This window comes from Parabacteroides sp. CT06, from assembly GCF_002257605.1.
In the GTDB taxonomy this organism is placed as follows: Bacteria; Bacteroidota; Bacteroidia; order Bacteroidales; family Tannerellaceae; genus Parabacteroides; species Parabacteroides distasonis.
On record NZ_CP022754.1, the window covers coordinates 4383362 to 4407637 of the forward strand.

Sequence of the window (24276 nt, forward strand, 5' to 3'; positions counted from 1 at the left end):
CACTTCAATTTGTTTATCACACGTTTCACGTCGGCCAACTTGCTTTATGTCAGTGATATGTTGTGAAGGATGTGAAAGGGAGCGCAGAGATGCCTACGAAGAGTTGTTACCGTTGAGCCTTTCTATTTAATACAAACATTATCGGCAGTAGCTTGCTCTATCTGCCCATGAAATCGTTTCACGGTTGTGATACAATCTTTTCACCTATGCGAAACGATTGTATCACGTAGGTGAAAAGATCTCTTCACGAATATGAAATGATCAGATCGTGTAGTGCCTAGCCATACTATCCCTTGGTGGAATATACATTCAAGAAAATTATCCCCACGATTTATCGGCTGATCCGGTATTTAAAGTAGTTACATTATGCCTCTCAAAAAACACGTACGAGTTTTTCGAAAAACATGTACGTGTTTCCGAAAAAACTCGTACGTGTTTTCTTAAAAGCTAAAACGAAGCCTATCCTATTAAAAAAGTAGTATCTTTACAACCGGAAGACAGGGTGCCCCGTCTTATTATACTATTATTCATTATTAATCACTAAAACCTATAAACACTATGGGAAAATTTATCAATCCCTTCACCGATTTCGGCTTCAAGCATATATTCGGTAGGGAAATGGACAAGGACATTTTAATTGAGTTCCTGAACGACCTCCTCGAAGGGGAGCATACGATCAAGGACTTGAGAATCATGAACAATGAGCGATTGCCCGAGACAGAGCAAGGTAGGAAAGTCATCTTTGACATCCATTGCGAGACCGACAAAGGCGAGCGGATCATAATCGAGATGCAGAACAGGGAACAGCCCCACTTCAAAGACAGGGCCTTGTATTACCTCTCGCACTCGGTGGTGGAACAGGGGATAAAGGGAACATGGGACTATGAGCTGGCGGCCGTGTACGGTGTCTTCTTCTTGAACTTCACGCTGGATGAGAAGAACAGGCCAAACAATAACAGGAACGAAGGAAAGTTCCGAAGGGACATCGTGCTGGCGGACCGAGAGACCGGACAGGTATTCAACCCCAAGTTCCGCCAGATCTATATTGAGCTTCCTCGATTCAACAAAGAGGAGGAAGAATGCGAGACTGATTTTGAACGTTGGATTTATGTACTAAAGCATATGGACACATTAGACAGAATGCCATTCAAGGCACGCAAGGCCATATTCGAGCGACTGGAGCGCATCGGATCGATGGCAAACCTCACCCCCAAACAACGGGCGCAGTACGAGGCGGAGTGGAAGATGTATAATGATTATTATAACACCTTGGACTTCGCCGTCGAGAAAGGCATGAAAAAAGGGATGGAAGAAGGCATGGAAAAAGGATTGCAAAAAGGAAAAGCCGAAGGAAAAGCTGAAGGACGACAGGAAGAGAAACACTCCATAGCACTTAATCTTAAGAAATTAGGAGTTAGTATAGAGCAAATCGCCTTTGCCACCGGCCTCTCCATAGAAGAAATAGAGAAACTATAATAATCTGAGACCTTTCGCCTGATCAACAACTGATTAGGCGAAAGGACAACTCCCACCCCTCACACCCCAACCATTGTTCGCAAATTATTGTTACCTTTGTACGACAACTATAAGGATAAAACGATATGACAAACGAGAGACCGTTGATTCTGATCACGAATGATGATGGCGTATGGGCCAAAGGTATTAACGAATTGATTGAGTGCCTGAAAGATCTAGGCGATTTGGTGGTATTCGCTCCTGATGGACCTCGTTCCGGGATGGGTAGTGCCATTACATCCTTAGTTCCTATCAAGTATACCTTGTTGAAAAAGGAGGAAGGACTTACCATCTATAGTTGCACCGGGACACCGGTTGATTGCGTTAAATTAGCGATTAATGAGGTTATGGAGCGCAAGCCCGATCTGTTAGTCTCCGGTATCAACCACGGGGGGAATATGGCTATCTGCGTAAATTATTCCGGAACGATGGGTGCCACCGCCGAGGGCTGTATTTTCAACGTCCCTTCCATGGGTGTATCCTTACTGGACCATGCGGCCGATGCCGACTTCTCCGAATGCTGCCGTCTTGGACGTATGCTGGCACGCCGGGTATTAAAAGAAGGCTTACCGCACGGAACCTACTTAAACCTCAACGTGCCGAAGCTACCGCAAGTGAAAGGGTTGAAAGTTTGTCGCCAAGCGGATGGTCGTTGGGTACGTGAATTCAAGCGTTCCGAGAACGCCAGCGGAGAGCCCGTATTCTGGTTGACAGGAGCTTTCGAAAGCGCCAAACCCATCCACCCGGACAATGATATGCTTGCGCTGGACAGCGGATACGCCTCCCTAGTCCCCTGCAAGATCGACGTTACGGACTACGACTTCATGGCCACCTTAAACAACTGGATCCTTTAATTTTCAATTCTCAATTTTCAATTCATGAAGTATTACCTGATAGCCGGAGAAGCCTCCGGAGACCTGCACGCCTCGAATTTGATGGCAGCCCTGAAAGAGAATGACCCGAAGGCCGAGTTCCGCTTTCTGGGCGGCGATCTGATGAGAGCCGTCGGAGGAACCCTTGTCAAACATTACCGGGAAATGGCGTTCATGGGCTTTATCCCGGTATTGCTGAACTTGCGCACCATCTTAAATAACATGAAGACGTGCCAAGAGGATATCCGCCGCTATCAGCCAGATGTCGTCATTTTAATTGACTATCCGGGATTCAACCTGAAGATCGCCAAATATGTGAAAACCCAATTGGGTCTCCCGGTATATTACTATATATCCCCCAAGATATGGGCCTGGAAACAATACCGCATCAGGGACTTCCGGCGTTATGTAGATCGTATGTTCTGCATCCTGCCGTTCGAGACCGAGTTTTTCCGGAAGCTTAATTATTCGGTAGATTACGTAGGAAATCCTTCTGTAGACTCCGTAGCCTATTACAAGGAGCATCAAGCGATCCCCAAAGATACATTTATCAAAGAGGAAGGATTGGCCAACAAGCCTATCCTCGCCTTGCTATCCGGTAGCCGCAAACAAGAGATCAAGGATAATTTACCGACCATGCTGAAAGTAGCCTCCGCATATCCCGACTACCAGCCGGTAATAGCCGGAGCACCAGGCATCGATCCTGCCTACTATCAAGAATACATAGGCTCTTATCCTGCCAAGATCGTGTTCGGTAAAACCTATCCCTTGCTACAACATAGTGCCGCCGCCTTGGTAACCTCCGGCACGGCAACCTTGGAAACCGCCCTGTTCCGGGTTCCGCAAGTCGTTTGCTACTACGTTGTAGCCGGACAGTTGGCCAGCTTTATTTTCAAGCATTTCTTCCATACGAAATACATATCCCTCGTGAACCTGATCGGGGGACGGGAGATCGTACAAGAACTATTCGGAGCCCGCTTCTCCGAATCGCAAATACAAGACGAGCTAGGACGCATCCTACAAGATCCAGCCTATCGAAAACGAATGCTAGACGGATACGACAAGATTATCCATACGCTAGGAATGCCCGGGGCTTCAAAGCGTACGGCACGGCTAATCGTTGAATCCCTTGGTTCTTAACATCTTTTATTAACGTCTTTTGCAGCATTTCACCCCGAACTTACATCTTTCCTCATAGAACGATGAAATGTGAACTTTTTAAGAAACAAAAGGAATGAAGACGTTGAGAGCTTTTTTATTGGTTATCGGGATCGCTTTAGTATCCCTCACCCTACCCTCTTGCTTAGATGACGATAACTCGTATTCTTTAGGTGATATCTGGATAGCGGTCGCTACCGTAGTACCGGAAGGCAATAACGTATATTACTTACGGCTGGATGACGGGGATAAGCTATGGCCCGCCGCCACGAACTATCCGAACTATCAGCCGAAGCCTAACCAACGTGCCTTGGTTAACTTCACGATATTGGCGGATTCCACCCAAAGTAACCTAGGAGGTTTCTCCCACTATATCAAGGTGAACGCGATCCATAACATCCTTACGAAATCCATCGCTAAGAACGAGGGAGCGGCTAATGATTCTATCTATGGTACGGACCCGGTAAGTATTTATAACAATAATATGTGGATCGGAGACGGATATTTGAATATCTATTTCGAGACACTCTGGGGAGGCAAGACCGCCCACTTTATCAACCTGATCCAACCGGATGCCGAGAATGATCCTTATACGCTGGAGTTTAGGCATAACGCTTACGATGATCCCCAATATACGATCGGGGCCGGACGTGTGGCGTTCAATTTGTCTTCCTTGCCGGATACCAAAGGAGAGACGGTCGATCTTGTCGTAAACTATTGGACTTCCGAAGGGAAACAGGCTTATAAATTAAAATATAATTCGGATAAGACCAAAATGGAGGATACTTCGCAAGGCTATACGAACGATAGTATCTCCAATATAACGGACATGAAATAAACCTTCCCACATAACTTTTATTTTTATCATTTAGTTCAGGAGGAGAGGCGTCGAGATGATGCCTTTCTTTTTTTGTATTTTTACGCTACAAGATGCAACGGTCAAGGCATCACTCTCGTTTATATAAACAAATGGACAAAGTAACCGAACATCTGATCGAGGGTTGCCGCCGGGGAGACCGGAGCTCGCAACTGAAGTTGTACAAACAATACGCACAGCGATTGTATATAGCCTGCTTGCGTATCGTAGGCAACTCATCCGAGGCGGAAGAAGCCATGCAGGACTCGTTCCTCAAGATCTTCACACGCTTGGACCAATATCATGACGGGCAATGCTTTGAGGCATGGATGCATCGCATCGCCATCCATACGGCCATCGATTATGTACGCCGCCAAGCACCGGACCAAGAGGAGCTTTCCGACAATCTGGCCGAACCGGAAACGGACGGACCGGACGAGGAAGAAATCCAATATTCCGTGGCACAGATAAAGGAAGCTACCAAGAAGTTGCCGGCAGGCTACCGCATAATCCTCTCGCTTTACCTCTTTGAGGGATATGATATGGAAGAGATCGCCTCTATCCTGAAAATTCAACCGCCAAGCGTCCGTAGCCAGTACCTACGCGCCAAGCGGAAATTGTTAGACATTATAGCAGCCAATTAAACATGGATAAACTAAAGAATTTCATAGACGCGAACCGTGACGCATTCAAGGAAGATGAGATGCTTCCCGAAGGTCATTTCGAACGTTTCGAGCAAAAGCTGCCGAAGCCACGGAAAAACCGTGCGGCCCTATACAGCCTATCGGCCTTTGCCATAGCTGCCTCTATCGCTTTGTTGCTCTTATTCCGCTTGCCGGAAGGGACCGGTCTGCCGGAACCCGCGCAAAAGACCACGGCCCAGACCTGCGAGACCCAAGAGGAGATCGAGGAACTACGCCTATATTACAATATGCAAATGAACGACGTATTGGCGCAAATGAAGAAGTTGTATAAACAGGACCGGACACCGGGAGCGGAGGAGTTATTGCAAGAGAGCAAACGGATCCTCACGGATAATTATATGTTCGAGGAAACGATACTCCCTACCTTGCCTTGTTCCAACGACGGTCTCTTCGCCATGACCCAACATTACAGCAATAGCTTGGAGGGCCTCACGCTGATGCTTAAGCAAATGGAACAAGTCACGGATAACCAGAAATAGTAATAACAATTAATACATATCAATCATGAACACGACACACGTAAAATTGAGTCCCGCCGTATTGCTGACTTTCGTATTGCTGCTATGCAATCTATCGGCAATAGCTAGGCCACAAGAGAAGATCAAGAAAAAAGAGATATCCCAATCCTACAGCGTAAGCGCCGGTGATCGTCTCCAAGTAGAAAACCGTTATGGAAACATCACCGTTACCCACTGGAATCAGAATACGGTAGCTATACGGGTTGAGGTAGAATGTAAGGCTCGCAGCGAGGAACGTGCTCAAGAGAACTTGGACCGTATCCAAATCGAGACCAAGAAGATAGGTGGTATTGTCTCAGCGGTCACTACGATAAAGAAGGAGATGAATAGCAATTCGAATAATGAGTCCATGACGATCAATTATTATATCCAGATGCCTCCTAAGCTCGCCGCAGACTTGAACCAGAAATACGGAAACATCAACTTGCCAAGCGATAATAACGGCAACATGGATATCCATGTAAAATACGGCAACCTGAATGCGGGTAATTTCACAGCCAACGCAATGATAGAGGCCAAATATGGTAACATCGAGGTAGGAAATCTGCAGGACGCCCAACTGGATCTGGGCTACGTAGGAACCGCCAAGATTCGCAACGCTAAAGATTTAACGATAGACAGCAAATATTCCAATCTGGATATACAGGATATACAATCTTTACGCATGGAGATTAAATATGGTAATCTCACCATTGAAAGCGTAAGCAGACTAGACATGGAGATTAAGTACAGCGACGCTAAAATCGGGACCCTTAAGGATGCATTGAATGTAAGTAGCCTTAGCTATAGTAACTTAAAGATACGGAACTTGTCTCCCTCTTTCTCGAAGGTGAACGTAGAATCCCATTATGGGAATTTAGAGGTAGCGCTTCCCGCAAAAACTTCTTTCCGGATAGTAGCGGAGAACATGAAGTATTCAAGCTGCGACGTGAACGGTTTCAATATCACCCGCAAGCATTTTGACGATGAGGATCGTGACAAGAATTACACCTATGAGATTAATGGTGGAAAGCAACCGACGATTCACTTCGAAGGAAATCGTTACGGAAATCTAAAAGTCAAGGCCAATTAATCAGTTGTAGAGACGGGGCGTGCCCCGTCTCTACAACCGGATATTTTTATTTTGAGGTGTTTTGCCGGCGTATCTCTTCTCTCTTCAACCAGTTATCGAGTTGTGTAAACAGGAAGAAACAAGAGATCCCGGAAGCAATCGTTAAAACAATCGGGAAATAGGCTCGCAAAGAGCCTAAAACCGTTTCCGCCCCGCCCGGAGAAAGCTTAACCAAATACAAGATGCCTACTAACACAAGCATATAAGCGACAAATATGCTAAAAATGCCTACAGGTGTAAATCGTTTCTTGATATAGTACTTATATACCCGCTTCTTCTCTTGTATAATCAATGCCATAATACGGGAGTTTAATGAGGCCGAAGGTTGTTCCGCCGTCCCTCGCATCAACTTACGTGTCAAATGATCAATATCTTTCTCATTCATATTCATAACAAATCAGCTGTCTCTAATTTCATTTTATCTTGCAACACTTCATAAAACCGTTTCCGCCCACGGAATAGTTTTACTTTCACATTAGAAGCGCTCAATTCAGTGATCTGACAGATCTCTTCCACCGAGCATTCCTCCAAATAATAAAGAGTAAGCAACAAGGCCTCATCAGCCGGAAGCTTTTTCAGCGTACGTGCGATCATCTCTTTCCGGTCCTCACGCTCTAATAAAGCCGTAGCCGATTCAACTTCGTCATTCGAAAGGTCTACAGGGCCCGCCTCCTCATAACTCACGAACATACGCTGTTGTCTCAAGGCCGTCAACGCCGTACGATACACGATCCTATAAAACCATGTTGAGAACTTACTATCGAAATGAAAATCGGAAAGAGCACGATACATCTTCACGAACGCATCCTGTACGGCCTCTTCTGCCTCCTCGCGATTTTCCAAGATACGAAAAGCGATGGTATAAGCCATCTTCTCATACTTCGCGACAAGGCAGGAGAAACTTTGCGTGTCCCCTGCCAAAATACGTTCTATCCACTTTCGCTCATCCATCCGGTATCGTTTATTCTTCCAGACGCATTTTCTTCTCGTCCTCCAATCTCTCCTTCTCCATTAAAGAACGGGAAAGAAAGAAATAAATTATAAAAGCTACTCCACCGAACATAATCGTAATAGCCGGAACTAACAAAAAGAACCAATCGCTATCGTAAGTGAAAGCAGAGTCGAGCATCATACCGACAATCACACCCAATGACAAACCGATCATAAAAATACCGTTACGCAGGGTATTATAACGATTAGGCCTTCTCTCGGGGCGCATAGCCTCTTCCAACACAATTCCTTTCTCGATCATCGCCATCTTTTCCTCATGCTTACTTTTAATGGTCATGTAACTAGCGATAATACCTAACAATACCGGCATACCTACCGCACAAATAACACCTAAAATAGGAATCCACAACTCGTTCATATCTTTTATTCTTTAAAGGTTTAATAAATTATTCGCTTTTATCAATAAGACATGAGTAATCACAAATCGGTTACAAAAAAGAGAAGAAATTTTATACATGCACAAATAAAAGAAGCGAACTCCATCCATTTATGAAGTTCGCTTCTTGGGAAAGTTATTTATCGTCTTTTTAGATACTTACGCAAGTTCACCTCTTACGATCTCTTCTTTGTCCTTATCCCAGTACATCGTACGTCCTTCCAGATAAGCGCGAGTACCCATGTGGGCAGTCATAGCTTCTTGGAAAGCAGCGTCGATATTACAGCTAGGAGTCTTGCCTTGACGGATACATTCCAGCCACTCACGGATATGCAAGTGAGTCGTATCATAACGTTTACCATTTACATACGTATACAGCAAACCACGTTTAGCGAAATACAACTCCGTAGGAGATGTAACGGAATCCGAGCTATTTTGTCCCGGTACATAGGTATAGAACGGGGTATCTGTAGGAATAATACCTTCCTTGATCTTATCCGCATAACGAGTGGAATCTTGGTCAACCGTAATAGCCAAGATATTGGAAACCTCCATAGAAGCATCATGCCCCATGAACACCTTGCCACGGTTACGGCTACTTGCCAATGTAGCGCTATACAACATCGTCAAGTCACGATCCGGCCACTCGAAAGTAGTCTGCAATACATCAGGTACCGTACGTCCGTCCTTGAAGAAATAAACACCACCGGATGAAGTAGCGGAATGAGGTATACCTACATGCATGATCTGGTTGACAGCGTCGTACTCATGTGTCAACAAGTCACCGGAAAGACCTGTACTATAATCCCACCAGCAACGCCAGCGGAAGAAACGTTCCAGACTAAACTTGCTACGCTCGTCCGGACCGATATATCTTTCAAGCTTATTGGATGTCATATAATCCATATACTCCTTAATACGCTCAGGATCACCTTCAAACTGTTTCCAATCGATCGTATTCGGATTAGAGCCTTCGATAATATCATATACCCAAGCACCATTTGGAGAGTTACGGTTCGTACAAACCTCGATCAAGTTAACAGGGCCTAATAATCCGTTACCGATAATCTCCTCGGCCTTCTGATAGCAATCGGTCTGACGTCCTTGGTGACCTAACTGAAATACAACGCCAGTCTCTTTGATCACTTGGCGAACCATATACGTCTCAGGAACCGTCCATGATAACGGTTTCTCGCAATATACATGCTTTCCGGCACGTGCCGCAGCCATAGCGATCGTGCTATGCCAGTGGTCCGGACCAGCGATAATAACGGCATCCACATCCGGAGCCGTTACCAGCTCTTGATAAGTCCGGTAACGTTTCGGAGCAGGCCCGAACTTACCGCCGCTACCCTCACGATGGATATTGGAACCGGTCAATACAGCGGCCTCACCATATACATCAAATATATCACAAACCGCGGTTATCTCAATATTCAGATCATCTTGCTCCATATATTGCTGATAACGCGTGTCTTTCTTATTCAACTTATTAGCCTCTTTCATCTTATCGATCCAAGAAGGCTCAGCGAAACCTGCGGCACGCATCAATTGCTTTCCACGAATACCGAAGCCTACCAAACCGATACGGATCTTCTTACCATCGCCTTGCGGCTCTAAATAGGAGGCCTGCCTGTTACTTACCTGAAATACATCTGATATGTTACGGCCTCTTAAAGCGTCTTTCCTTTTTTGGTAAACGCCATATGCCAAAGCACCTAAGATAGGCACTGTAGCCAATGTCTTCAATGTGTCCCGACGTCCTTTATCGGGCATTTGCTCCTGAGAAGGAGTATTCTTTGCATCTTCTGTTGCCATGGGTATCAAATAAATTTAAGTTTATGCAATATCGGACACACACGTCCTAACACACGATCGAATCCTATGATTTGTGATGTAGGGAATACGCACATCAAGCCTAAAGCGGCGAACTCCACAAGGTTCTTGTCAATCCATAAATAAGAGCCTTCAAACGGCATCATATAGCTCGCTCCCACGAAAGAGGGGTGGGATAACGTGTACATAGCGAGAAGAATCATACCTCCAACAGAAGATAAACGATACAAACAGCCTAAAGTCAAGCCTAGGCCGATCAATAACAGAGCCCACTCATTCAAGAAGTTGATGGTTGTCATCAAACTGTCGTCTTGAGTCAATTTGATAAAAAATGAAGCAGCGGGACCCTTTGAATCGAGTAGATAGGGTAGAGATGTCCATTTTGGGTTCATGATTTTTACTAGGCCTTCATACATAAAGTGCCAACCTATAAAAAGACGCAGCATCATCAGCCAAGTCATCTGCGCTTTCGTGTAACCTTGTTCTATTTTCATTTCTTGGTCCTAAAAAATTGGTTTAGAAAAAGTCGATTATTAAAAACACAACACCCGAAGCTAAAATCATAGATTTAGGCCTCGGGCATTATTTATGCTAAAATGTGCTTGATACGATTAATCCAAAACTTTAACAGTAATGTTACGGAACCAAACATCATCCCCGTGGTCTTGAAATCCGATGAAACCTTCTTTGTTAGCGCCACCGCAATTCAACAACAACTCATAAGCCAACGGCCATTTGTCTTTGCTAAATTTGCTATTATCCAACATTTCTTTCCATTGCGGAGTCCACAAGTGATACTCAACAACAGGTTCATCGCTATTCAAATAGTGAACAACTGTACCCTTATAGCACATGATCTTACCCTTGTTCCACTCACCGAACGGTTTTGCGTTCTGCGGTTTAGCAGGAATCATGTCATACAAAGAAGAAGATTTACGGTTGCCATCCTTACCTAACTTAGCGTCGGGGTGGTTCTCGTTATCCAATACTTGGTACTCAGGAGCAGAGATGTAAGAAGGTTGTCCCTCTACCTCTTGAATCATGATGAATACACCAGAGTTAGAGCCTTTACCTACTTTCCATTCGAACTCAAGCTCGAAGTTACCCAACTTATGAGCGAAGATCAAGTCCCCACCGTTGGAAGCACCAGCCTCACCAGCACCAGAGCCATTGATTTTGATCGCTCCGTCCTCGATTGTCCAAGCACCCGGAACGTCAGCACGGTCATAACCTCTCCAGCCATTGAATGTCTTACCATCGAAGATCACATATCTACCCTCTTTATCTTTCGGGAAAGTCGTGATATCTACAGTAGGAAGATCTGTCATGAGCTTGTACTCAGGAGCTGCGGCTTCTGTTGTAGTCTCAGCAGCTGCAGGAGCTTCTTCTGTTTTCTTTCCACCACCACAAGAAGTGAAATAACACATCATGATAGCGGCACTTGCTAATAATACTGACTTTTTCATTTTATTTATTGAGTTAAAACTATTATCTCGGCATATCTACCAACTTCCAGCCTTCACGGTAGTTGTGCTTGATCAAGCCTGCGGCAAATTCTTGAGCATTAATTGGATCCGTCCACTCTGTCTTGAATTTCGGGTCACCATCGATAACCTCGAATGTATCTTTCTTGATGATCTTGATTGTCTCATTCGGATCGATATTCGTAAATCTCATGTTAGGGCCATCCCACAACAATTCTTTATTCAATCTTTGCAAACGAACAGCCAATACACCCATTACAACCATTTCATTGAACGGACCAGCCTCCAAGAAGTTAGACTTCGTCTGAACACGGCTGCCTGCGCTTTCCTTACAAGCACGAATCCAGTCTTGTTCGTGACCACCCTTCATAGCGTCTTTCACGCGGCGCAATGTTTGAGGAACGTTCGGTTTACGACCAGATAACAACCATGGGTTAACACCGTAGCAACCGCAGATCAATGTATCTTTCGTACCATGGAAGATACACAATCCACCACCTTCACCCATCAATTCCTTACCTTGAGGGAATCCTTCTGGACGATCCGGCATCATACCACCATCATACCAGTGAACTTCAACCTCCGGCATAGCTACCTTTGGCATATTATCACGAGCCGGGAATACCAACTTAACATGCTGAGCGTTAGGAGCACAGTCTTGTAATAACAATGTAGAAGAACCTTGAACTCTTGTCGGATAGCCTAAATTCAAGCCTTTGAATACCGGATGTAAGATGTGGCAAGCCATATCACCCAACGCACCTGTACCATAATCCCACCATCCGCGCCAGTTCCAAGGATGATATGTCTTATTAAACGGTCTCAATTTAGCAGGACCCGTAAACAAATCCCAATTCAATGTAGAAGGAATCTTATCAACTTTCTCAGGAGCGTTCAAACCTTGCGGCCAGATAGGACGGTTGGTAGCGCATTCTACTTTAGTAACCTCACCGATCTCACCATTCCAAATCCATTCACAGATCAAATCTACACCTTCAGCCAATGAAGAACCTTGGTTACCCATCTGAGTAGCTACGTCATACTTCTTAGCCAAGTTCGTAAGCAAACGGGACTCATAAACAGAGTGAGTCAACGGTTTCTGAGTGTATACGTGTTTGCCAAGCGTCATAGCGTCAGCTGTGATCATCGCATGAGTATGGTCAGCGGTAGCTACCAACACAGCGTCAATAGATTTACCCATCTCATCATACATCTTACGATAGTCCCAGTATTTTTTAGCTTGAGGATGACGGTCGAATACAGGTTTTGAGTACTTCCAGTCGATGTCACAAAGAGCTACGATATTCTCGGTAGTCTCCATGTTCTTTAAGTTAGCGTTACCCATACCTCCGATACCAACACCGGCAATATTCAATTTATCAGTTGGAGCGATATGACCATGGGTTTTACCTAGGACCGCACTCGGAACAATAGTCAAAGCTGCTGCGGCAGCCGTACCTTTTTGAAGAAAAGATCTTCTAGAAATGTTAGACATAGTAATAATTTTTTATAGATTAGCACTTAACAATGATATTTCATGTGTCTTTACACCTTTACAGGCAACAAATTGTCGCAAATATAGCCAATGCTGTATTATTGACAAGATCAAAAGACCGCTTTCTTATTTAAAATAGTTTTTTTTAACAGACAGGATAGATCTTATTTATAATTTCATAAATATTATCTATAGGATTGGGGGTATTTTATTAACGCAGTTTGGATATATTTGTAAAAACATGAAAACATATTCATATTAACAACTGTTATCTTAAATGAGAACAACTATATGAAAAAAGAATCTGCATTCATACGAATATATCGCTTTTATCTGGAAGGATTCCGGGAGATGAAGCTGGGCAAGACTCTTTGGCTAATCATTCTAGTCAAATTGTTTATCATGTTTTTTATCCTGAGATTATTCTTCTTTCCTAATTATCTCGGGCAATTCGATAGCGATAGTGAGAAGGAGAACCACGTATCGAACGAACTCATACAACGGGCAATAAATCCTTAAAACATTAATAAATATGATTGAAAACATTGACACTTCATTGATCGATTGGTCGAGGGCTCAATTTGCCCTTACTGCCATGTATCATTGGCTCTTCGTGCCACTAACACTAGGACTTGGCGTTATCCAAGCTATTATGGAGACGATTTATTATCGGACAGGTAATGAGGCATGGAAAAAGACCGCCCAATTTTGGATGAAATTATTCGGTATCAATTTCGCTATCGGTGTCGCTACGGGATTGATCCTCGAGTTCGAGTTCGGAACCAACTGGTCTAACTATAGTTGGTTTGTCGGGGATATCTTCGGGGCACCTTTGGCTATCGAGGGAATTCTCGCCTTCTTTATGGAAGCTACCTTTATCGCTGTTATGTTTTTTGGTTGGGACAAGGTTAGCAAACGCTTTCATCTCGCCTCCACTTGGCTGACGATTATCGGCGCTACTCTTTCCGCTCTCTGGATCTTGATCGCTAACGCATGGATGCAATATCCGGTCGGTATGCATTTCAATCCGGATACGGTCCGTAACGAGATGTTCGATTTCTGGGCCGTAGCCTTATCGCCTGTCGCCATTAATAAGTTTTTCCATACGGTATTGTCCGGTTGGATCGTAGGCGCCTTGTTCGTACTAGGAATCAGCTGCTGGTATTTATTAAAGAAACGGAATACCGAATTCGCTTTGTCAAGTATCAAGGTCAGCGCTATATTCGGGTTGGTAGCCTCCATCCTTATTATCTGGACGGGTGATGGCTCCGCTTACCAAGTCGCTCAAAAGCAGCCGATGAAACTAGCCGCCATGGAAGGTCTTTATGAGGGTGGCAACGGAGTAGGACTCGTAGGTATCGGCATCTTAAATCCGGCAAAGACGAGTTATCTGGATAACCAGAACGCATTTATTTTTGACATTAAGTTCCCCAAACTCCTCTCCTTCTTAGCAGAACGTGACATGAACGCATACGTTCCGGGAATCGTAAACTTAATAGAGGGAGGTTATACGACCAATAAAGGAACGGTAGCGCTCTCCGCCAAAGAAAAAATAGAGAAAGGTAAAACCGCCATCAAAGCGTTAGCTGATTATCGCAAAGCGGTTAAAGATAAAGATACCGCAGCAGCCGCACAATACAGGGTAACCTTGGAAGAGAATTTCCCCTATTTCGGATATGGTTATATTAAGGATCCGGCAGAGTTAATCCCGCATGTAGGATTGACATTCTATTCTTTCCGTGTGATGGTGATCCTTGGTTGTTTCTTCATCTTACTATTCATTATTACGTTGATATGGGATAAAAAAGGGAAAATCGCTAATACACGTTGGTTGCAATACGTGGGCCTATGGTCTATACCTTTAGGATATATAGCGGGACAAGCCGGTTGGATCGTAGCGGAGGTAGGACGTCAACCTTGGGCTATACAGGATATCTTGCCGACCAGCGCTTCGATATCCAAGTTAAACCCATCCTCGGTACAGACCACTTTCTACCTGTTCCTTATCTTATTTACGATCCTGCTGATCGCAGAGATTGGAATCATGGTTAAGGCCATCAAGAAAGGGCCGGAAGCTGCCGCCCACTAATTTTCAATTTTCAAATATCAATTCTTAAATAGAAAGTCCTATGGATAGTACATATATATTGTTACAACATTACTGGTGGTTTCTGGTATCTCTACTCGGAGCGCTATTAGTATTCCTTCTTTTTGTACAAGGAGGCCAATCTCTACTCTTCACTATCGGCAAGACGGAGATACAGCAAAAAATGTTATTGAACTCGACCGGGCGTAAGTGGGAGTTTACTTTCACTACGTTGGTCACTTTCGGAGGTGCTTTCTTCGCCTCTTTCCCTTTATTTTATTCCACAAGCTTCGGCGGAGCCTATTGGGTATGGATGCTGATCTTGCTTTGCTTCGTGATACAAGCTGTATCTTACGAGTATCAAGCGAAAAAAGGCAACCTACTCGGGAAAAAGACGTATCAAGTATTTCTTATGATCAATGGTATAGCAGGTCCGATCTTACTCGGAACCGCTGTAGCGACCTTCTTTAACGGCGCTGAATTTATTGTTAACAAAGAACAGTTGACTGATGTAGCCATGCCCGTCATTTCCACGTGGGCCAATCCTTGGCATGGATTAGAGGCGGCTTTGGTATTTTGGAATTTGTGCCTAGGACTGGCAGTTTTCTTCTTGGCACGAGCTCTGGCCCTACTCTATTTTATCAACAATATCGATGATCCGGAGATTGTCGCTAAAAGCCGGAAACAATTGATACCGGAGACAATCTTGTTCCTCGTCTTTTTCTTGACATTCTTGATCCGTTTATTGTTGGTGGACGGTTTTGCCGTAAATCCGGATACCGGAGAAGTATTTATGCAACCGTATAAGTATTTTATGAACCTGATCGAGATGCCAATCGTGTTAGCCGTATTATTGATTGGCGTGGTTGGCGTGCTATTCGGCATAGGGAAAACGATATTCTCGAAGACTTGGAGAAAAGGCATCTGGTTTGCGGGAGCAGGGACTGTCTTGACCGTATTAGCTTTATTACTTTGCGCAGGATGGAATAATACGGCTTACTACCCATCTTTGGCGGATCTACAAAGTTCATTGACGATCCAGAATAGTTGCTCAAGCCCATTCACGTTGAAAGTAATGAGCTATGTATCTATTCTCGTTCCATTCGTATTAGCCTACATTTTCTATGCTTGGAGAGCGCTTGATCTACATAAGATCAATAGTAAGGAAATGCAAGAAGGAGGTCATACCTATTAAATAATGTGCAAATTAAATAATATGCCAATGTGCCAATATGTCAATGTCAAGTGAGAATACAAGTGATAGTATCTTAATTGACACATTAGCATATTGGCATATTGCTACATTGGCACATTAATCTATTGCCTTTGGAAGTCCGCCTCTTTTGTCCACTTAGGCATCTCATCATTGTTGGCGATAACTAAACCGATACTAAACATTAAGTTCATATCTTCCATAGCCCCATCAAAATCCCACCAAGATTCATCATACTCATCATTCGGTTGGTGATACCGGTAAACTTTCGGTTTAGCCTCATGGCGTGCTTTATCCACGTAATCCTTACCGCCACCAACTAAAATCGTAGGTACGCCTTTTTTCACGAAATTAAAATGATCGGAACGGAAATAACCACCCGCAGGATCTTCGGTAATAACCTTCACGGTCCGTCCTTGTGCCGAGGCCATAGCGATCACCAAGGCATCCGTATCCGTCTTACCCGCAGCCCGGAGAGAAATATCATGGGTACGCTCACGCGGAGCCGTGCCGTCAAAGTTCAAGTTAATAGCCGTTTTAGATAAAGGGAACAAAGGATGCTCACAATAGTACTGAGAACCTAATAAGCCACATTCCTCGGAAGTCACCGCCACGAATACGATGGAACGACGGGAATGAACAGGCAATGATTGATATTTCTTAGCTAATAACATTAAGGTTGCCACGCCCGAAGCATTATCGCTAGCGCCATTATAGATACTGTCCCCATCTATCGGCGTGCCGATCCCAAAATGATCCCAGTGAGCGGTAAAAACCAAGTATTCGTCTTTCAGGTCCGTGCCCGGTAAAACAGCCGCCACGTTATGAGACTCGCCTACAGTCATCTTTACATTTAATATAACCTTACTTTTCGCCTTCATCGTAAAACTCTTGAAACCCGGTTTCTTCGCCGCGGCAATCGTCTCATCAAAATTCAATCCGCTAAGGGCGAACATTTTCTTGCAAGCCTCCTCCGAGAGCCATCCCTTCATGCCCAAAGCTTCCGCATTCATTGTCTCCGAGCAAAGAGCGATATTTGTCTGCACGTGAGAAGCCTGACAGACCTTCCAACCATACGAAGCGGCCGCCTCGTTATGAAGAACCAATAAACCTGCGGCACCTTGGCGTTGCGCCTCCTCGAACTTATAAGTCCAACGGCCATAATAAGTCATGTTCTTTCCACGGAACAAAGACGTATCATAAAAACCGGGATCATTCACCATAGCGATAACGATTTTCCCCTTCACGTCTACATTCGCATAATCGTTCCATCCATATTCCGGCGCATTAATGCCAAACCCACAGAACACATAGTCCGTAGTAGGGATAACTACCTGCTCAGTTCCCCGGTTCGTCCAAACGACAATATCATCCGAGAACTTCAAATCCATAGACCCTTTCGCGCATTTCACCGTGATCTTATCCTTTACCGGACGGGTAAAAGTAGATATTTCCTTCACCGGCTGGAAATAACTATCGCCATTAGCAGGTTGAAGACCTAGTTTCTTAAATTCATCAGCGATGTAATGGATTGTTTTCGTCTCATACTCGGTCAAAGGCTTACGCCCTCCGAACTCATCCGAGCCTAAAGTCTTTACTCGTTCCTTAAAAAAAGCCAAATCTTCCTCATAACTCTGGGCCATAACAGATACGCCCATAGCGAGCATCAGGAAGAAAACAGAGATAAAATTCTTGTTCATAATCGTAGATTGTTAAATGACATAATTTATTAGATATAGGTATTTAGATTTCAAAATAACAATAAAAAAAGGAAACGGCGAAGCTCACGCTTGGCCGTTTCTACATTTAACCGTTTTAAACAAAAAGAAAAAGTTAGTTAAGGCTTAGAAAAAAATATCTTAAGTCTATTTACCGACTGTATATTCGCTTTCCCGAAGGACAGCAAACAAATATATGGAATCCACCTCATCCTGCATACATTACACTTTGTTTTTTTGTTATTTTTCACAGAACAGAAATGCTTTTGTATTATCTTTGCACTCAATTATTCCCATAGACAACAAATGGCTGATTTTGATATAAACATATTGGGATGCGGTTCCGCATTGCCCACGACACGCCATCTGGCGACCTCTCAAATAGTAGATTTACGAGATAAACTATACATGATCGACTGCGGAGAAGGCACGCAAGTGCAAATGCGTCGTATGCGTATAAAATTCAGTCGTTTAAATCATATCTTCATCTCCCACCTACACGGAGATCATTGCTTCGGGCTACCGGGATTGATCTCTACATTAGGTATGTTGGGACGTAATGGAGAACTTGTTATTCATGGGCCGAAAGAGATCGAGAGCTATATGCGTCCGATACTTGATATCTTTTGTAAAGGGTTGCCTTATGAGATCCGTTTTAACTTAATCGACCCGACAACTCATTCGTTGGTTATGGAAGATCGCTCCTTAAGCGTTTATTCCATTCCGTTAAAGCACCGTATACCCTGTTGTGGCTATTTATTCGCCGAGAAAGCCAAAGAAGCGCATATCATCCGGGAGATGACAGATTTCTATCAAGTTCCCGTCCGTATGATGCAAGAGATCAAAAGGGGCGCTGATTTCGTCACCCCGGAAGGAGAGGTAATCCCGAATGCCCGCTTAACCCGCCCTGCCGTCGCTCCCAAACGGTATGCTTATTGCTCGGATACAGCTTTTCACCCATCTATAATCCCCATCATTGAAGGGGTGGATTTATTATACCACGAGGCGACTTTCGCTGAATGTGACGCCGCACGTGCGAAAGAGACCTTCCACTCTACCGCCCGCCAAGCGGCCGAGATTGCTTATAAAGCCCAAGTGAAGCGATTGGTTATCGGTCATTACTCGGCTCGTTACGAGGATATGGCACCGTTAAAGAAAGAAGCAGACAAGATATTTCCCGGCACGATCTTAGGAGAGGAAGGTATGAGGCTTAGCGTATAATCATACATCCGTTTTACGAAATAAAGCTAATTACTTTCTAATATGCGGAAAACTTTCTACATTTGTACGAATTTAGGGACAAGTAAATGAAGCTTATACATATCATCGCTTTGGCACTTGCATTCTCCGCAAGTTATCCGGTTTACGCACAAGCTAATAAATCGGGAGTCAAGACATTTGCTTCTAGGCAAGAAGATCCCTCTCCTATCGAAATCACGGCCTACGAGAATCGCATCAAGGTAGAGAACGCTCCTGTCGGGAGTATCTTGGAAATCTACAGTGTCGTAGGCATCAAGGTGAAAGAAATCGAAGTCAAGCAGTCCACCGCCGAATATGTCGTAGATATCGCAAAGGGATATTATATCATCCGCATTGGCGATACGGTACGCAAGGTGGCGATACGATAAATAAAAGCCCCATAGGATAAATCCCACGGGGCTTGTTTTTTGATCCGCTTTCTCTTCTCACGAGGATACCTGCGGAAGAACTTTTAATTACTTTAGTATTAATATGCCACGTGTTCACCCGTCACGGGATACTTTATTTTGTGGCATAGTTATTTAATTATATATTACATAAAGGCGGGTCTCCCCGCCTCTATTCGTTTAGTCCATCGGTTAGTCTTATTTTACGACTACCTTAACAGCCTCTTCACCATCAACAGCTACAGCTACGATACCAGCAGGCACAGCGATAGTTGCGTTGTCTGAAGTAAGAACTGTCTCAGCGACAACCTTACCTAAGATGTTAGTGATAACTACTGACTTACCAGCAGCGCCTTGAACAGTTACAGTACCGTTACCAGCTACTACAGATACACCTTCAACATTGTTGATGTTATCGTTAGATGTTACCATATCATCATCTTCAGTCTTAGAATATGCGTTGAATACCAATGCTCCATCACCACCAGTCTTAGCGGCACCGAATGTAGAGCTAGCATCTGTCAATACCAAGCAGCCATTGTGCATCTTCAACCATGCGGCAGCTTCATTAGGAGCGATAGCTTTTGCCAAATCACCCTTGATAGTCTGATATTGATTATCACCATCTGTTCCTGTTGCATATACGTTAGACTCGATCAAGAATGAGTTGTTCTCACCCTCTTTACCATCTACATAAGCTAAAGCAGCCTTATCCGGATTTACATAACGGAATGACCAAGTTACGTTCTTATGCTTGTCTCCAGACAATACGTTGATGAATTTTGGATAATCTTTCTTATAAACAGCCATAATAGACTCGATTCCCTCATTCTTCAATTGATCAGCAGTCATAGCTTTGTACTTACCTGTCAAAACGATCAAGGTATCACCATATTGAACGGCAGGAACGAAACCTACACGAGTATAGCTACTGTTTGAAACTGCTTTCGTATTGAACAAGTACGGGTTAAGAGCTTCCTTGCGAGCAGCAACAGCGGCAGCAGAGTCTGAGTAGTTAACCAAATACTTACCATAGATGAATGCCGGAGTCTTCACATGAACAGCATGTACACATTGATATGGATCTTCTGTAACTTGACCATCAGCAGTGATATGCTTGCCTGTCTCAGTACAAGGAATGATCTTCTCACCCTCGATCAACTCACGATAAGCGGATACCAAGTATTGAGGTTTAACCTTACCTGCGCCACGAGTTAACCATGCTGTGTCAATACGGAAAGCCAACTTACCATCAGCCTTACCCTCACTCCAGATACCAGCGTAATCAACATCCTTGTTCAACAAGGCACCATTATGCTCATCCATCAAATATTCACCACGGATAGTTTCCTTGAACATCAAGCTATCAGCTGAATTATCAACGTTCTCACCAAGAAGTTCATTATTGAATTGACGATACAACGGAGTCTCGTCCGGAGCGATAGCGAATGCGGAAGTACGAGTCTCACCCATTACCTGAGCTTTCAAAGTAGCGGAAGCATCATAATCGGAAACACCTGCTTTATGAGTGCTGATAGCACCTGCGGAAGTAGCCTCAAGGATAGCATAGTAATGGTTACCCTCAATATGGTTGTTCTCCTTGAAGTAAACAGAGTCATTCGTAGTATTAGGATAATACTTACTCAATTTATACTTAGACTCTACCGCTACGTTATGATTACGGAAAGTAGTCTCACCATTAGTAATGATATACATCGTTCTTACCGGTCTCACCAAGCCAGGGATACGACCCGTGATCTTCTTGTCCGCATTACCGGAAACCTCCTCAGAAGGATTATAGCCATAAGCATGTTCTTTGTAAGAAGACTTAAGAGTGAACGCTTTCTTACCCTCTAACACATTCATCGTAGAATCCTTAACACCGATAAATTTATCAGATGCGTACGGATGCCAGTAGTTGAAAGTATATTTGTTCGTGATCAACTCATCATTAGTCAGATGCTTATAACCCACATACTTATCAGTATAGATTTCTTTAGCGACTGGGATAAATTCCAAAGAGTCACCAAAACTAGCAGCATACATATAAGTAGCCCCCGCATTTTTATTCAATTGGAGAGTCGCATCAGCAGCCGTACCGTCATTATACTCACGGTTATACAAATCTACAGCAGAAACCTTATTCTTATCTGTTACGTTCTTCTTCAACACAACCCATTGATAAGCAGGCATATGAGTAGCATCTTGAATATCCAAAGTCACCCACTCGTATTTACTAGATGCAGATTCATTATAAAGCGGAGCAGCATAGTACTTACCAGTCTTAGCATTTCTGATTACATAAACACCATCATCAACAGTTGTCTTTGTAGTAGGCAAAACTTTGCAACCTGCGAAACCTAACTCAATCTTAGTATTTTGAGCCGCATCTACCGTCAAGATACGAACCTTGTCTTTCAGCAACTCTTGCAAAGAGATATGCTGATTTTGCATAGCTGTAGTAGCAGTAACATCTTTCCAATACGTCTCACTTGTTTTTAACAAAGATTGTTTAACCTGAATCTCCAAGCTGTCATTTGAAGGCCAATATGTAAACATAAATTTATATTGGTCTGATAAATCTGTAGCATTGATAGAATCTTTCGGAGTAGCATGATTCTTAGTACCAGTCTTATAAGTATCCTTTAAGTTGCTCCAGTTATAAGCCAAGAACTTAGCTCCACCCACAGCATTCGTATAAGCAGTATCTACGTACAAGTAAGAAGAGTCGGCTCTCAATACATGGAAATAATTAGCAGTTCCAGAAGCTTCAACCGTGAACTTCTTCTCGGTAAAGTAGTTTACCGCTCCATCTCCTAATACATCCGGAGTAAACTTCAATGTGATACCAGCTTTCTTATCTTGGGTACCAAAGATCGTATTCAATTCATCAGCACCTGAGACAACGATCGAAGCGGCCTCTACCAACTCAAATTCAGTGAAACCAGCGGCAGTAATACCAGCTGTAGTAGCTATAGTTTTAACCATTTCTACATCGCCACTAGTATTCACCTTCAAACCGATTACAGAGTCATTCGTGAAATAAGAATAGAGAACGGATTTCTCCACACCATTCTTAAATACAGGAGAGAATTTCCAACCGGAAAGATCACCACCGACAACAGCAGGTACAGCAGCTAACGGAGCCGCCGCCTTACCTTTGATCGTGCTGATCTCAAGACCTAAAAACTTTCCGATCTTGTTCGTGAAATCATACTTAGGATTCTGTCCTTGATTCTCGGCATCAACCGTTACACACCACATTGTACCTCCTAAATTTGCGGAAGAGTGAGAAACCATTTTGATTTCATCTTCGTGAGTCGTGGAATTTTCGGTAATACTCAAGAAAGCAGAACCTGCCTTAAGCTGATAAAGACCGTTATTCGCTCCTTGATTCAGCTTAACAGCACCATTAGCCGTCACCGCACCCAGAAGCGCAGCACCAGCCAAAAGAGTAGAAAACTTTTTGTTCATAATTCTAAAATTAATATTAATACTAGTGTTTATTAAGATAATCAGCTCATTACGTTATCGTATCGATTGCTTTGTCATTCAAAAACGACTAGTTTAAACGAAGGTTTTAATCTTGCGTTTTATAAGGGGTAAATAGAAAGGTTTGTTGAAGGAATCGCTTGTTTCGTAAAGGATAACCTATCCTATTGATAAGAAAGAGAATAAGCTGTAAAAAAATAGCCCGGAAGGGTTGCAAGTATCGAAGAAACGCGTACCTTTGCAAATGACTAAAAGAATCGTTCGTTTAAACTAGTCGTTTCCATACTCCAGATATCATTTCAATCTATTATTCATCAGCTTTTATAGTATAGCATTAATAATGTACAGGCGTACATTAATATTATATTAAACGAGTCATCCGGAATTTACGGATTGTCATTGTGACACTTTGTATATTAAAGTCCTTGAGAATCGAATTTTCCGGGAGATTATACACCTAGTTCTATAAAACGAGAAAAAATATTCGCAAGTAGTTATTTCATAACAAGATAACGAAATATACCATTTTATTCTAGAGAAAATAATTCATCCTTATTCATACTCTTAAGGCTAAAACCTGTAATTCACCTGTATGTAAAGGCAATTTCTATCGTATGCGATGGGGATTACTACCGTATGTATCACCTAATGCATACGGTTACGTCGGCTAACGCATATATTCGCATGGGCAAACACCACCTTTCTCACCGGAAAAGCGACCTTTTACCTATAAATAAGAGACAAAAAGGCCCTTTTCACCTATTTCTTCTCTCTGGTTAGACTTCTCCAAAGAAGAGGTATGTCAAACAAACAGCCTTGTTTCGCGCAAACTGTCATGATTATCGCCGCTTCGCTTACCATCCATCCGCAAGGGCTATAACAGAATAATCGACATAGAAAAGCCCCGCAGGATAACTGAACCGCATCCCAAAGCCACTGAGAAGACCTTGTTGGTTCCGGTATAAAAAGGCTTTCCAAGTGATTAGTTATTCACTTCCCAAGCCGTCAGTTATTCACTTCAACAGCCAATGAGAGGGCCCGTTTCTTGGTTATCAGGGCCTGTACAGGCACATGTTTCCCGTATTTTCAAATAAGCTATGGCTTACATTTGACGCGGAAAGCCTCATTAACCCACCTTTAGCTTTAAGGCTGTATCCTTTATGCGTTCACTATATCTCGTCTTCA

At 43.5% G+C, this 24276-nt stretch carries 21 protein-coding genes; 12 read left to right on the forward strand and 9 right to left on the reverse strand.

Features of this window, described 5'->3' with window-relative positions; all coding sequences use genetic code 11:
• Positions 1-558 precede the first annotated feature (558 nt).
• From CI960_RS19385 to CI960_RS19415, 7 genes are all read left to right on the forward strand, one after another.
• Complete coding sequence (locus CI960_RS19385) at positions 559-1476, forward strand: Rpn family recombination-promoting nuclease/putative transposase (RefSeq protein ID WP_005861106.1); 918 nt, start codon at positions 559-561, stop codon at positions 1474-1476.
• A 125-nt stretch (positions 1477-1601) separates the two neighbouring features.
• Positions 1602-2369 carry a 5'/3'-nucleotidase SurE gene (surE, locus tag CI960_RS19390; protein ID WP_005861104.1) on the forward strand — a complete coding sequence of 256 codons (768 nt, stop codon included), beginning with the start codon at positions 1602-1604 and terminating at the stop codon, positions 2367-2369.
• A gap of 24 nt (positions 2370-2393) precedes the next feature.
• Positions 2394-3527 carry a lipid-A-disaccharide synthase gene (lpxB, locus tag CI960_RS19395; RefSeq protein WP_005861102.1) on the forward strand — a complete coding sequence of 378 codons (1134 nt, stop codon included), beginning with the start codon at positions 2394-2396 and terminating at the stop codon, positions 3525-3527.
• A gap of 94 nt (positions 3528-3621) precedes the next feature.
• On the forward strand, positions 3622-4383 hold the full coding sequence (locus CI960_RS19400) for a NigD-like protein (RefSeq protein WP_005861100.1): 762 nt from the start codon (positions 3622-3624) through the stop codon (positions 4381-4383).
• A gap of 131 nt (positions 4384-4514) precedes the next feature.
• Complete coding sequence (locus CI960_RS19405; RefSeq protein ID WP_005861098.1) at positions 4515-5045, forward strand: RNA polymerase sigma factor; 531 nt, start codon at positions 4515-4517, stop codon at positions 5043-5045.
• 2 nt (positions 5046-5047) lie between these two features.
• A complete protein-coding gene (locus CI960_RS19410; protein WP_005861096.1) occupies positions 5048-5584 on the forward strand; it encodes a hypothetical protein in 537 nt (178 codons plus the stop codon).
• 25 nt (positions 5585-5609) lie between these two features.
• A complete protein-coding gene (locus tag CI960_RS19415) occupies positions 5610-6695 on the forward strand; it encodes a hypothetical protein (protein ID WP_005861094.1) in 1086 nt (361 codons plus the stop codon).
• A gap of 46 nt (positions 6696-6741) precedes the next feature.
• Here CI960_RS19415 and CI960_RS19420 read toward each other — a convergent pair whose 3' ends face one another.
• The 7 genes from CI960_RS19420 to CI960_RS19450 all read right to left on the reverse strand — a co-directional run bounded on the left by CI960_RS19420 (position 6742) and on the right by CI960_RS19450 (position 12936).
• Complete coding sequence (locus tag CI960_RS19420; RefSeq protein WP_226769929.1) at positions 6742-7119, reverse strand: hypothetical protein; 378 nt, start codon at positions 7117-7119, stop codon at positions 6742-6744.
• A 2-nt stretch (positions 7120-7121) separates the two neighbouring features.
• Entirely contained in the window at positions 7122-7685 is a 564-nt protein-coding gene (locus CI960_RS19425) for an RNA polymerase sigma factor (protein ID WP_005861090.1), read from the reverse strand.
• Between the two features lie 10 nt (positions 7686-7695).
• Entirely contained in the window at positions 7696-8103 is a 408-nt protein-coding gene (locus tag CI960_RS19430; protein WP_005861087.1) for a DUF6249 domain-containing protein, read from the reverse strand.
• A 177-nt stretch (positions 8104-8280) separates the two neighbouring features.
• Entirely contained in the window at positions 8281-9939 is a 1659-nt protein-coding gene (locus CI960_RS19435) for a Gfo/Idh/MocA family protein (protein WP_005861085.1), read from the reverse strand.
• Positions 9940-9944: 5 nt separating this feature from the next.
• Positions 9945-10451 carry a DoxX family membrane protein gene (locus CI960_RS19440; RefSeq protein ID WP_005861083.1) on the reverse strand — a complete coding sequence of 169 codons (507 nt, stop codon included), beginning with the start codon at positions 10449-10451 and terminating at the stop codon, positions 9945-9947.
• A gap of 117 nt (positions 10452-10568) precedes the next feature.
• Positions 10569-11423 carry a DUF1080 domain-containing protein gene (locus tag CI960_RS19445; RefSeq protein ID WP_005861081.1) on the reverse strand — a complete coding sequence of 285 codons (855 nt, stop codon included), beginning with the start codon at positions 11421-11423 and terminating at the stop codon, positions 10569-10571.
• A gap of 22 nt (positions 11424-11445) precedes the next feature.
• Positions 11446-12936, reverse strand: coding sequence for a Gfo/Idh/MocA family oxidoreductase (locus CI960_RS19450; RefSeq protein ID WP_005861079.1), 1491 nt, complete (start codon positions 12934-12936; stop codon positions 11446-11448).
• A gap of 291 nt (positions 12937-13227) precedes the next feature.
• Between CI960_RS19450 and CI960_RS19455 the strand changes: the two genes are divergently transcribed.
• Genes CI960_RS19455 through CI960_RS19465 form a run of 3 tightly spaced genes read left to right on the forward strand, consistent with a single transcriptional unit; the run spans position 13228 to position 16217 of the window.
• Positions 13228-13455, forward strand: coding sequence for a DUF4492 domain-containing protein (locus tag CI960_RS19455; protein WP_005861078.1), 228 nt, complete (start codon positions 13228-13230; stop codon positions 13453-13455).
• Positions 13456-13468: 13 nt separating this feature from the next.
• Positions 13469-15025, forward strand: coding sequence for a cytochrome ubiquinol oxidase subunit I (locus CI960_RS19460; RefSeq protein ID WP_005861076.1), 1557 nt, complete (start codon positions 13469-13471; stop codon positions 15023-15025).
• 40 nt (positions 15026-15065) lie between these two features.
• Positions 15066-16217 carry a cytochrome d ubiquinol oxidase subunit II gene (locus CI960_RS19465; protein WP_005861074.1) on the forward strand — a complete coding sequence of 384 codons (1152 nt, stop codon included), beginning with the start codon at positions 15066-15068 and terminating at the stop codon, positions 16215-16217.
• A gap of 122 nt (positions 16218-16339) precedes the next feature.
• Here CI960_RS19465 and CI960_RS19470 read toward each other — a convergent pair whose 3' ends face one another.
• The gene (locus CI960_RS19470) at positions 16340-17935 is read right to left on the reverse strand and encodes a M28 family peptidase (RefSeq protein ID WP_005861072.1); all 1596 of its coding nucleotides are present in this window, start codon (positions 17933-17935) and stop codon (positions 16340-16342) included.
• 324 nt (positions 17936-18259) lie between these two features.
• Between CI960_RS19470 and CI960_RS19475 the strand changes: the two genes are divergently transcribed.
• Together CI960_RS19475 and CI960_RS19480 are read left to right on the forward strand one after the other, a co-directional pair.
• Positions 18260-19174 carry a ribonuclease Z gene (locus CI960_RS19475; protein WP_005861069.1) on the forward strand — a complete coding sequence of 305 codons (915 nt, stop codon included), beginning with the start codon at positions 18260-18262 and terminating at the stop codon, positions 19172-19174.
• An 86-nt stretch (positions 19175-19260) separates the two neighbouring features.
• A complete protein-coding gene (locus tag CI960_RS19480) occupies positions 19261-19581 on the forward strand; it encodes a T9SS type A sorting domain-containing protein (protein ID WP_005861068.1) in 321 nt (106 codons plus the stop codon).
• Positions 19582-19797: 216 nt separating this feature from the next.
• On the opposite strand, the gene CI960_RS19485 is transcribed toward CI960_RS19480, so the two are convergent.
• Positions 19798-23073, reverse strand: coding sequence for a DUF6383 domain-containing protein (locus tag CI960_RS19485; protein ID WP_005866671.1), 3276 nt, complete (start codon positions 23071-23073; stop codon positions 19798-19800).
• Positions 23074-24276 lie beyond the last annotated feature (1203 nt).

What these genes read in the sequence shown, in the direction of transcription:
- CI960_RS19440 (WP_005861083.1), bottom strand. Translation starts at nt 10,451, where the DNA reads ATGAAAATAGAACAAGGTTACACGAAAGCGCAGATGACTTGGCTGATG.
- CI960_RS19410 (WP_005861096.1), top strand. Translation starts at nt 5,048, where the DNA reads ATGGATAAACTAAAGAATTTCATAGACGCGAACCGTGACGCATTCAAG.
- CI960_RS19475 (WP_005861069.1), top strand. Translation starts at nt 18,260, where the DNA reads ATGGCTGATTTTGATATAAACATATTGGGATGCGGTTCCGCATTGCCC.
- CI960_RS19460 (WP_005861076.1), top strand. Translation starts at nt 13,469, where the DNA reads ATGATTGAAAACATTGACACTTCATTGATCGATTGGTCGAGGGCTCAA.
- lpxB (WP_005861102.1), top strand. Translation starts at nt 2,394, where the DNA reads ATGAAGTATTACCTGATAGCCGGAGAAGCCTCCGGAGACCTGCACGCC.
- CI960_RS19470 (WP_005861072.1), bottom strand. Translation starts at nt 17,935, where the DNA reads ATGAACAAGAATTTTATCTCTGTTTTCTTCCTGATGCTCGCTATGGGC.
- CI960_RS19420 (WP_226769929.1), bottom strand. Translation starts at nt 7,119, where the DNA reads ATGAATGAGAAAGATATTGATCATTTGACACGTAAGTTGATGCGAGGG.
- CI960_RS19485 (WP_005866671.1), bottom strand. Translation starts at nt 23,073, where the DNA reads ATGAACAAAAAGTTTTCTACTCTTTTGGCTGGTGCTGCGCTTCTGGGT.
- CI960_RS19455 (WP_005861078.1), top strand. Translation starts at nt 13,228, where the DNA reads ATGAAAAAAGAATCTGCATTCATACGAATATATCGCTTTTATCTGGAA.
- CI960_RS19480 (WP_005861068.1), top strand. Translation starts at nt 19,261, where the DNA reads ATGAAGCTTATACATATCATCGCTTTGGCACTTGCATTCTCCGCAAGT.
- surE (WP_005861104.1), top strand. Translation starts at nt 1,602, where the DNA reads ATGACAAACGAGAGACCGTTGATTCTGATCACGAATGATGATGGCGTA.
- CI960_RS19465 (WP_005861074.1), top strand. Translation starts at nt 15,066, where the DNA reads ATGGATAGTACATATATATTGTTACAACATTACTGGTGGTTTCTGGTA.
- CI960_RS19450 (WP_005861079.1), bottom strand. Translation starts at nt 12,936, where the DNA reads ATGTCTAACATTTCTAGAAGATCTTTTCTTCAAAAAGGTACGGCTGCC.
- CI960_RS19435 (WP_005861085.1), bottom strand. Translation starts at nt 9,939, where the DNA reads ATGGCAACAGAAGATGCAAAGAATACTCCTTCTCAGGAGCAAATGCCC.
- CI960_RS19445 (WP_005861081.1), bottom strand. Translation starts at nt 11,423, where the DNA reads ATGAAAAAGTCAGTATTATTAGCAAGTGCCGCTATCATGATGTGTTAT.
- CI960_RS19385 (WP_005861106.1), top strand. Translation starts at nt 559, where the DNA reads ATGGGAAAATTTATCAATCCCTTCACCGATTTCGGCTTCAAGCATATA.
- CI960_RS19405 (WP_005861098.1), top strand. Translation starts at nt 4,515, where the DNA reads ATGGACAAAGTAACCGAACATCTGATCGAGGGTTGCCGCCGGGGAGAC.
- CI960_RS19425 (WP_005861090.1), bottom strand. Translation starts at nt 7,685, where the DNA reads ATGGATGAGCGAAAGTGGATAGAACGTATTTTGGCAGGGGACACGCAA.
- CI960_RS19400 (WP_005861100.1), top strand. Translation starts at nt 3,622, where the DNA reads ATGAAGACGTTGAGAGCTTTTTTATTGGTTATCGGGATCGCTTTAGTA.
- CI960_RS19415 (WP_005861094.1), top strand. Translation starts at nt 5,610, where the DNA reads ATGAACACGACACACGTAAAATTGAGTCCCGCCGTATTGCTGACTTTC.
- CI960_RS19430 (WP_005861087.1), bottom strand. Translation starts at nt 8,103, where the DNA reads ATGAACGAGTTGTGGATTCCTATTTTAGGTGTTATTTGTGCGGTAGGT.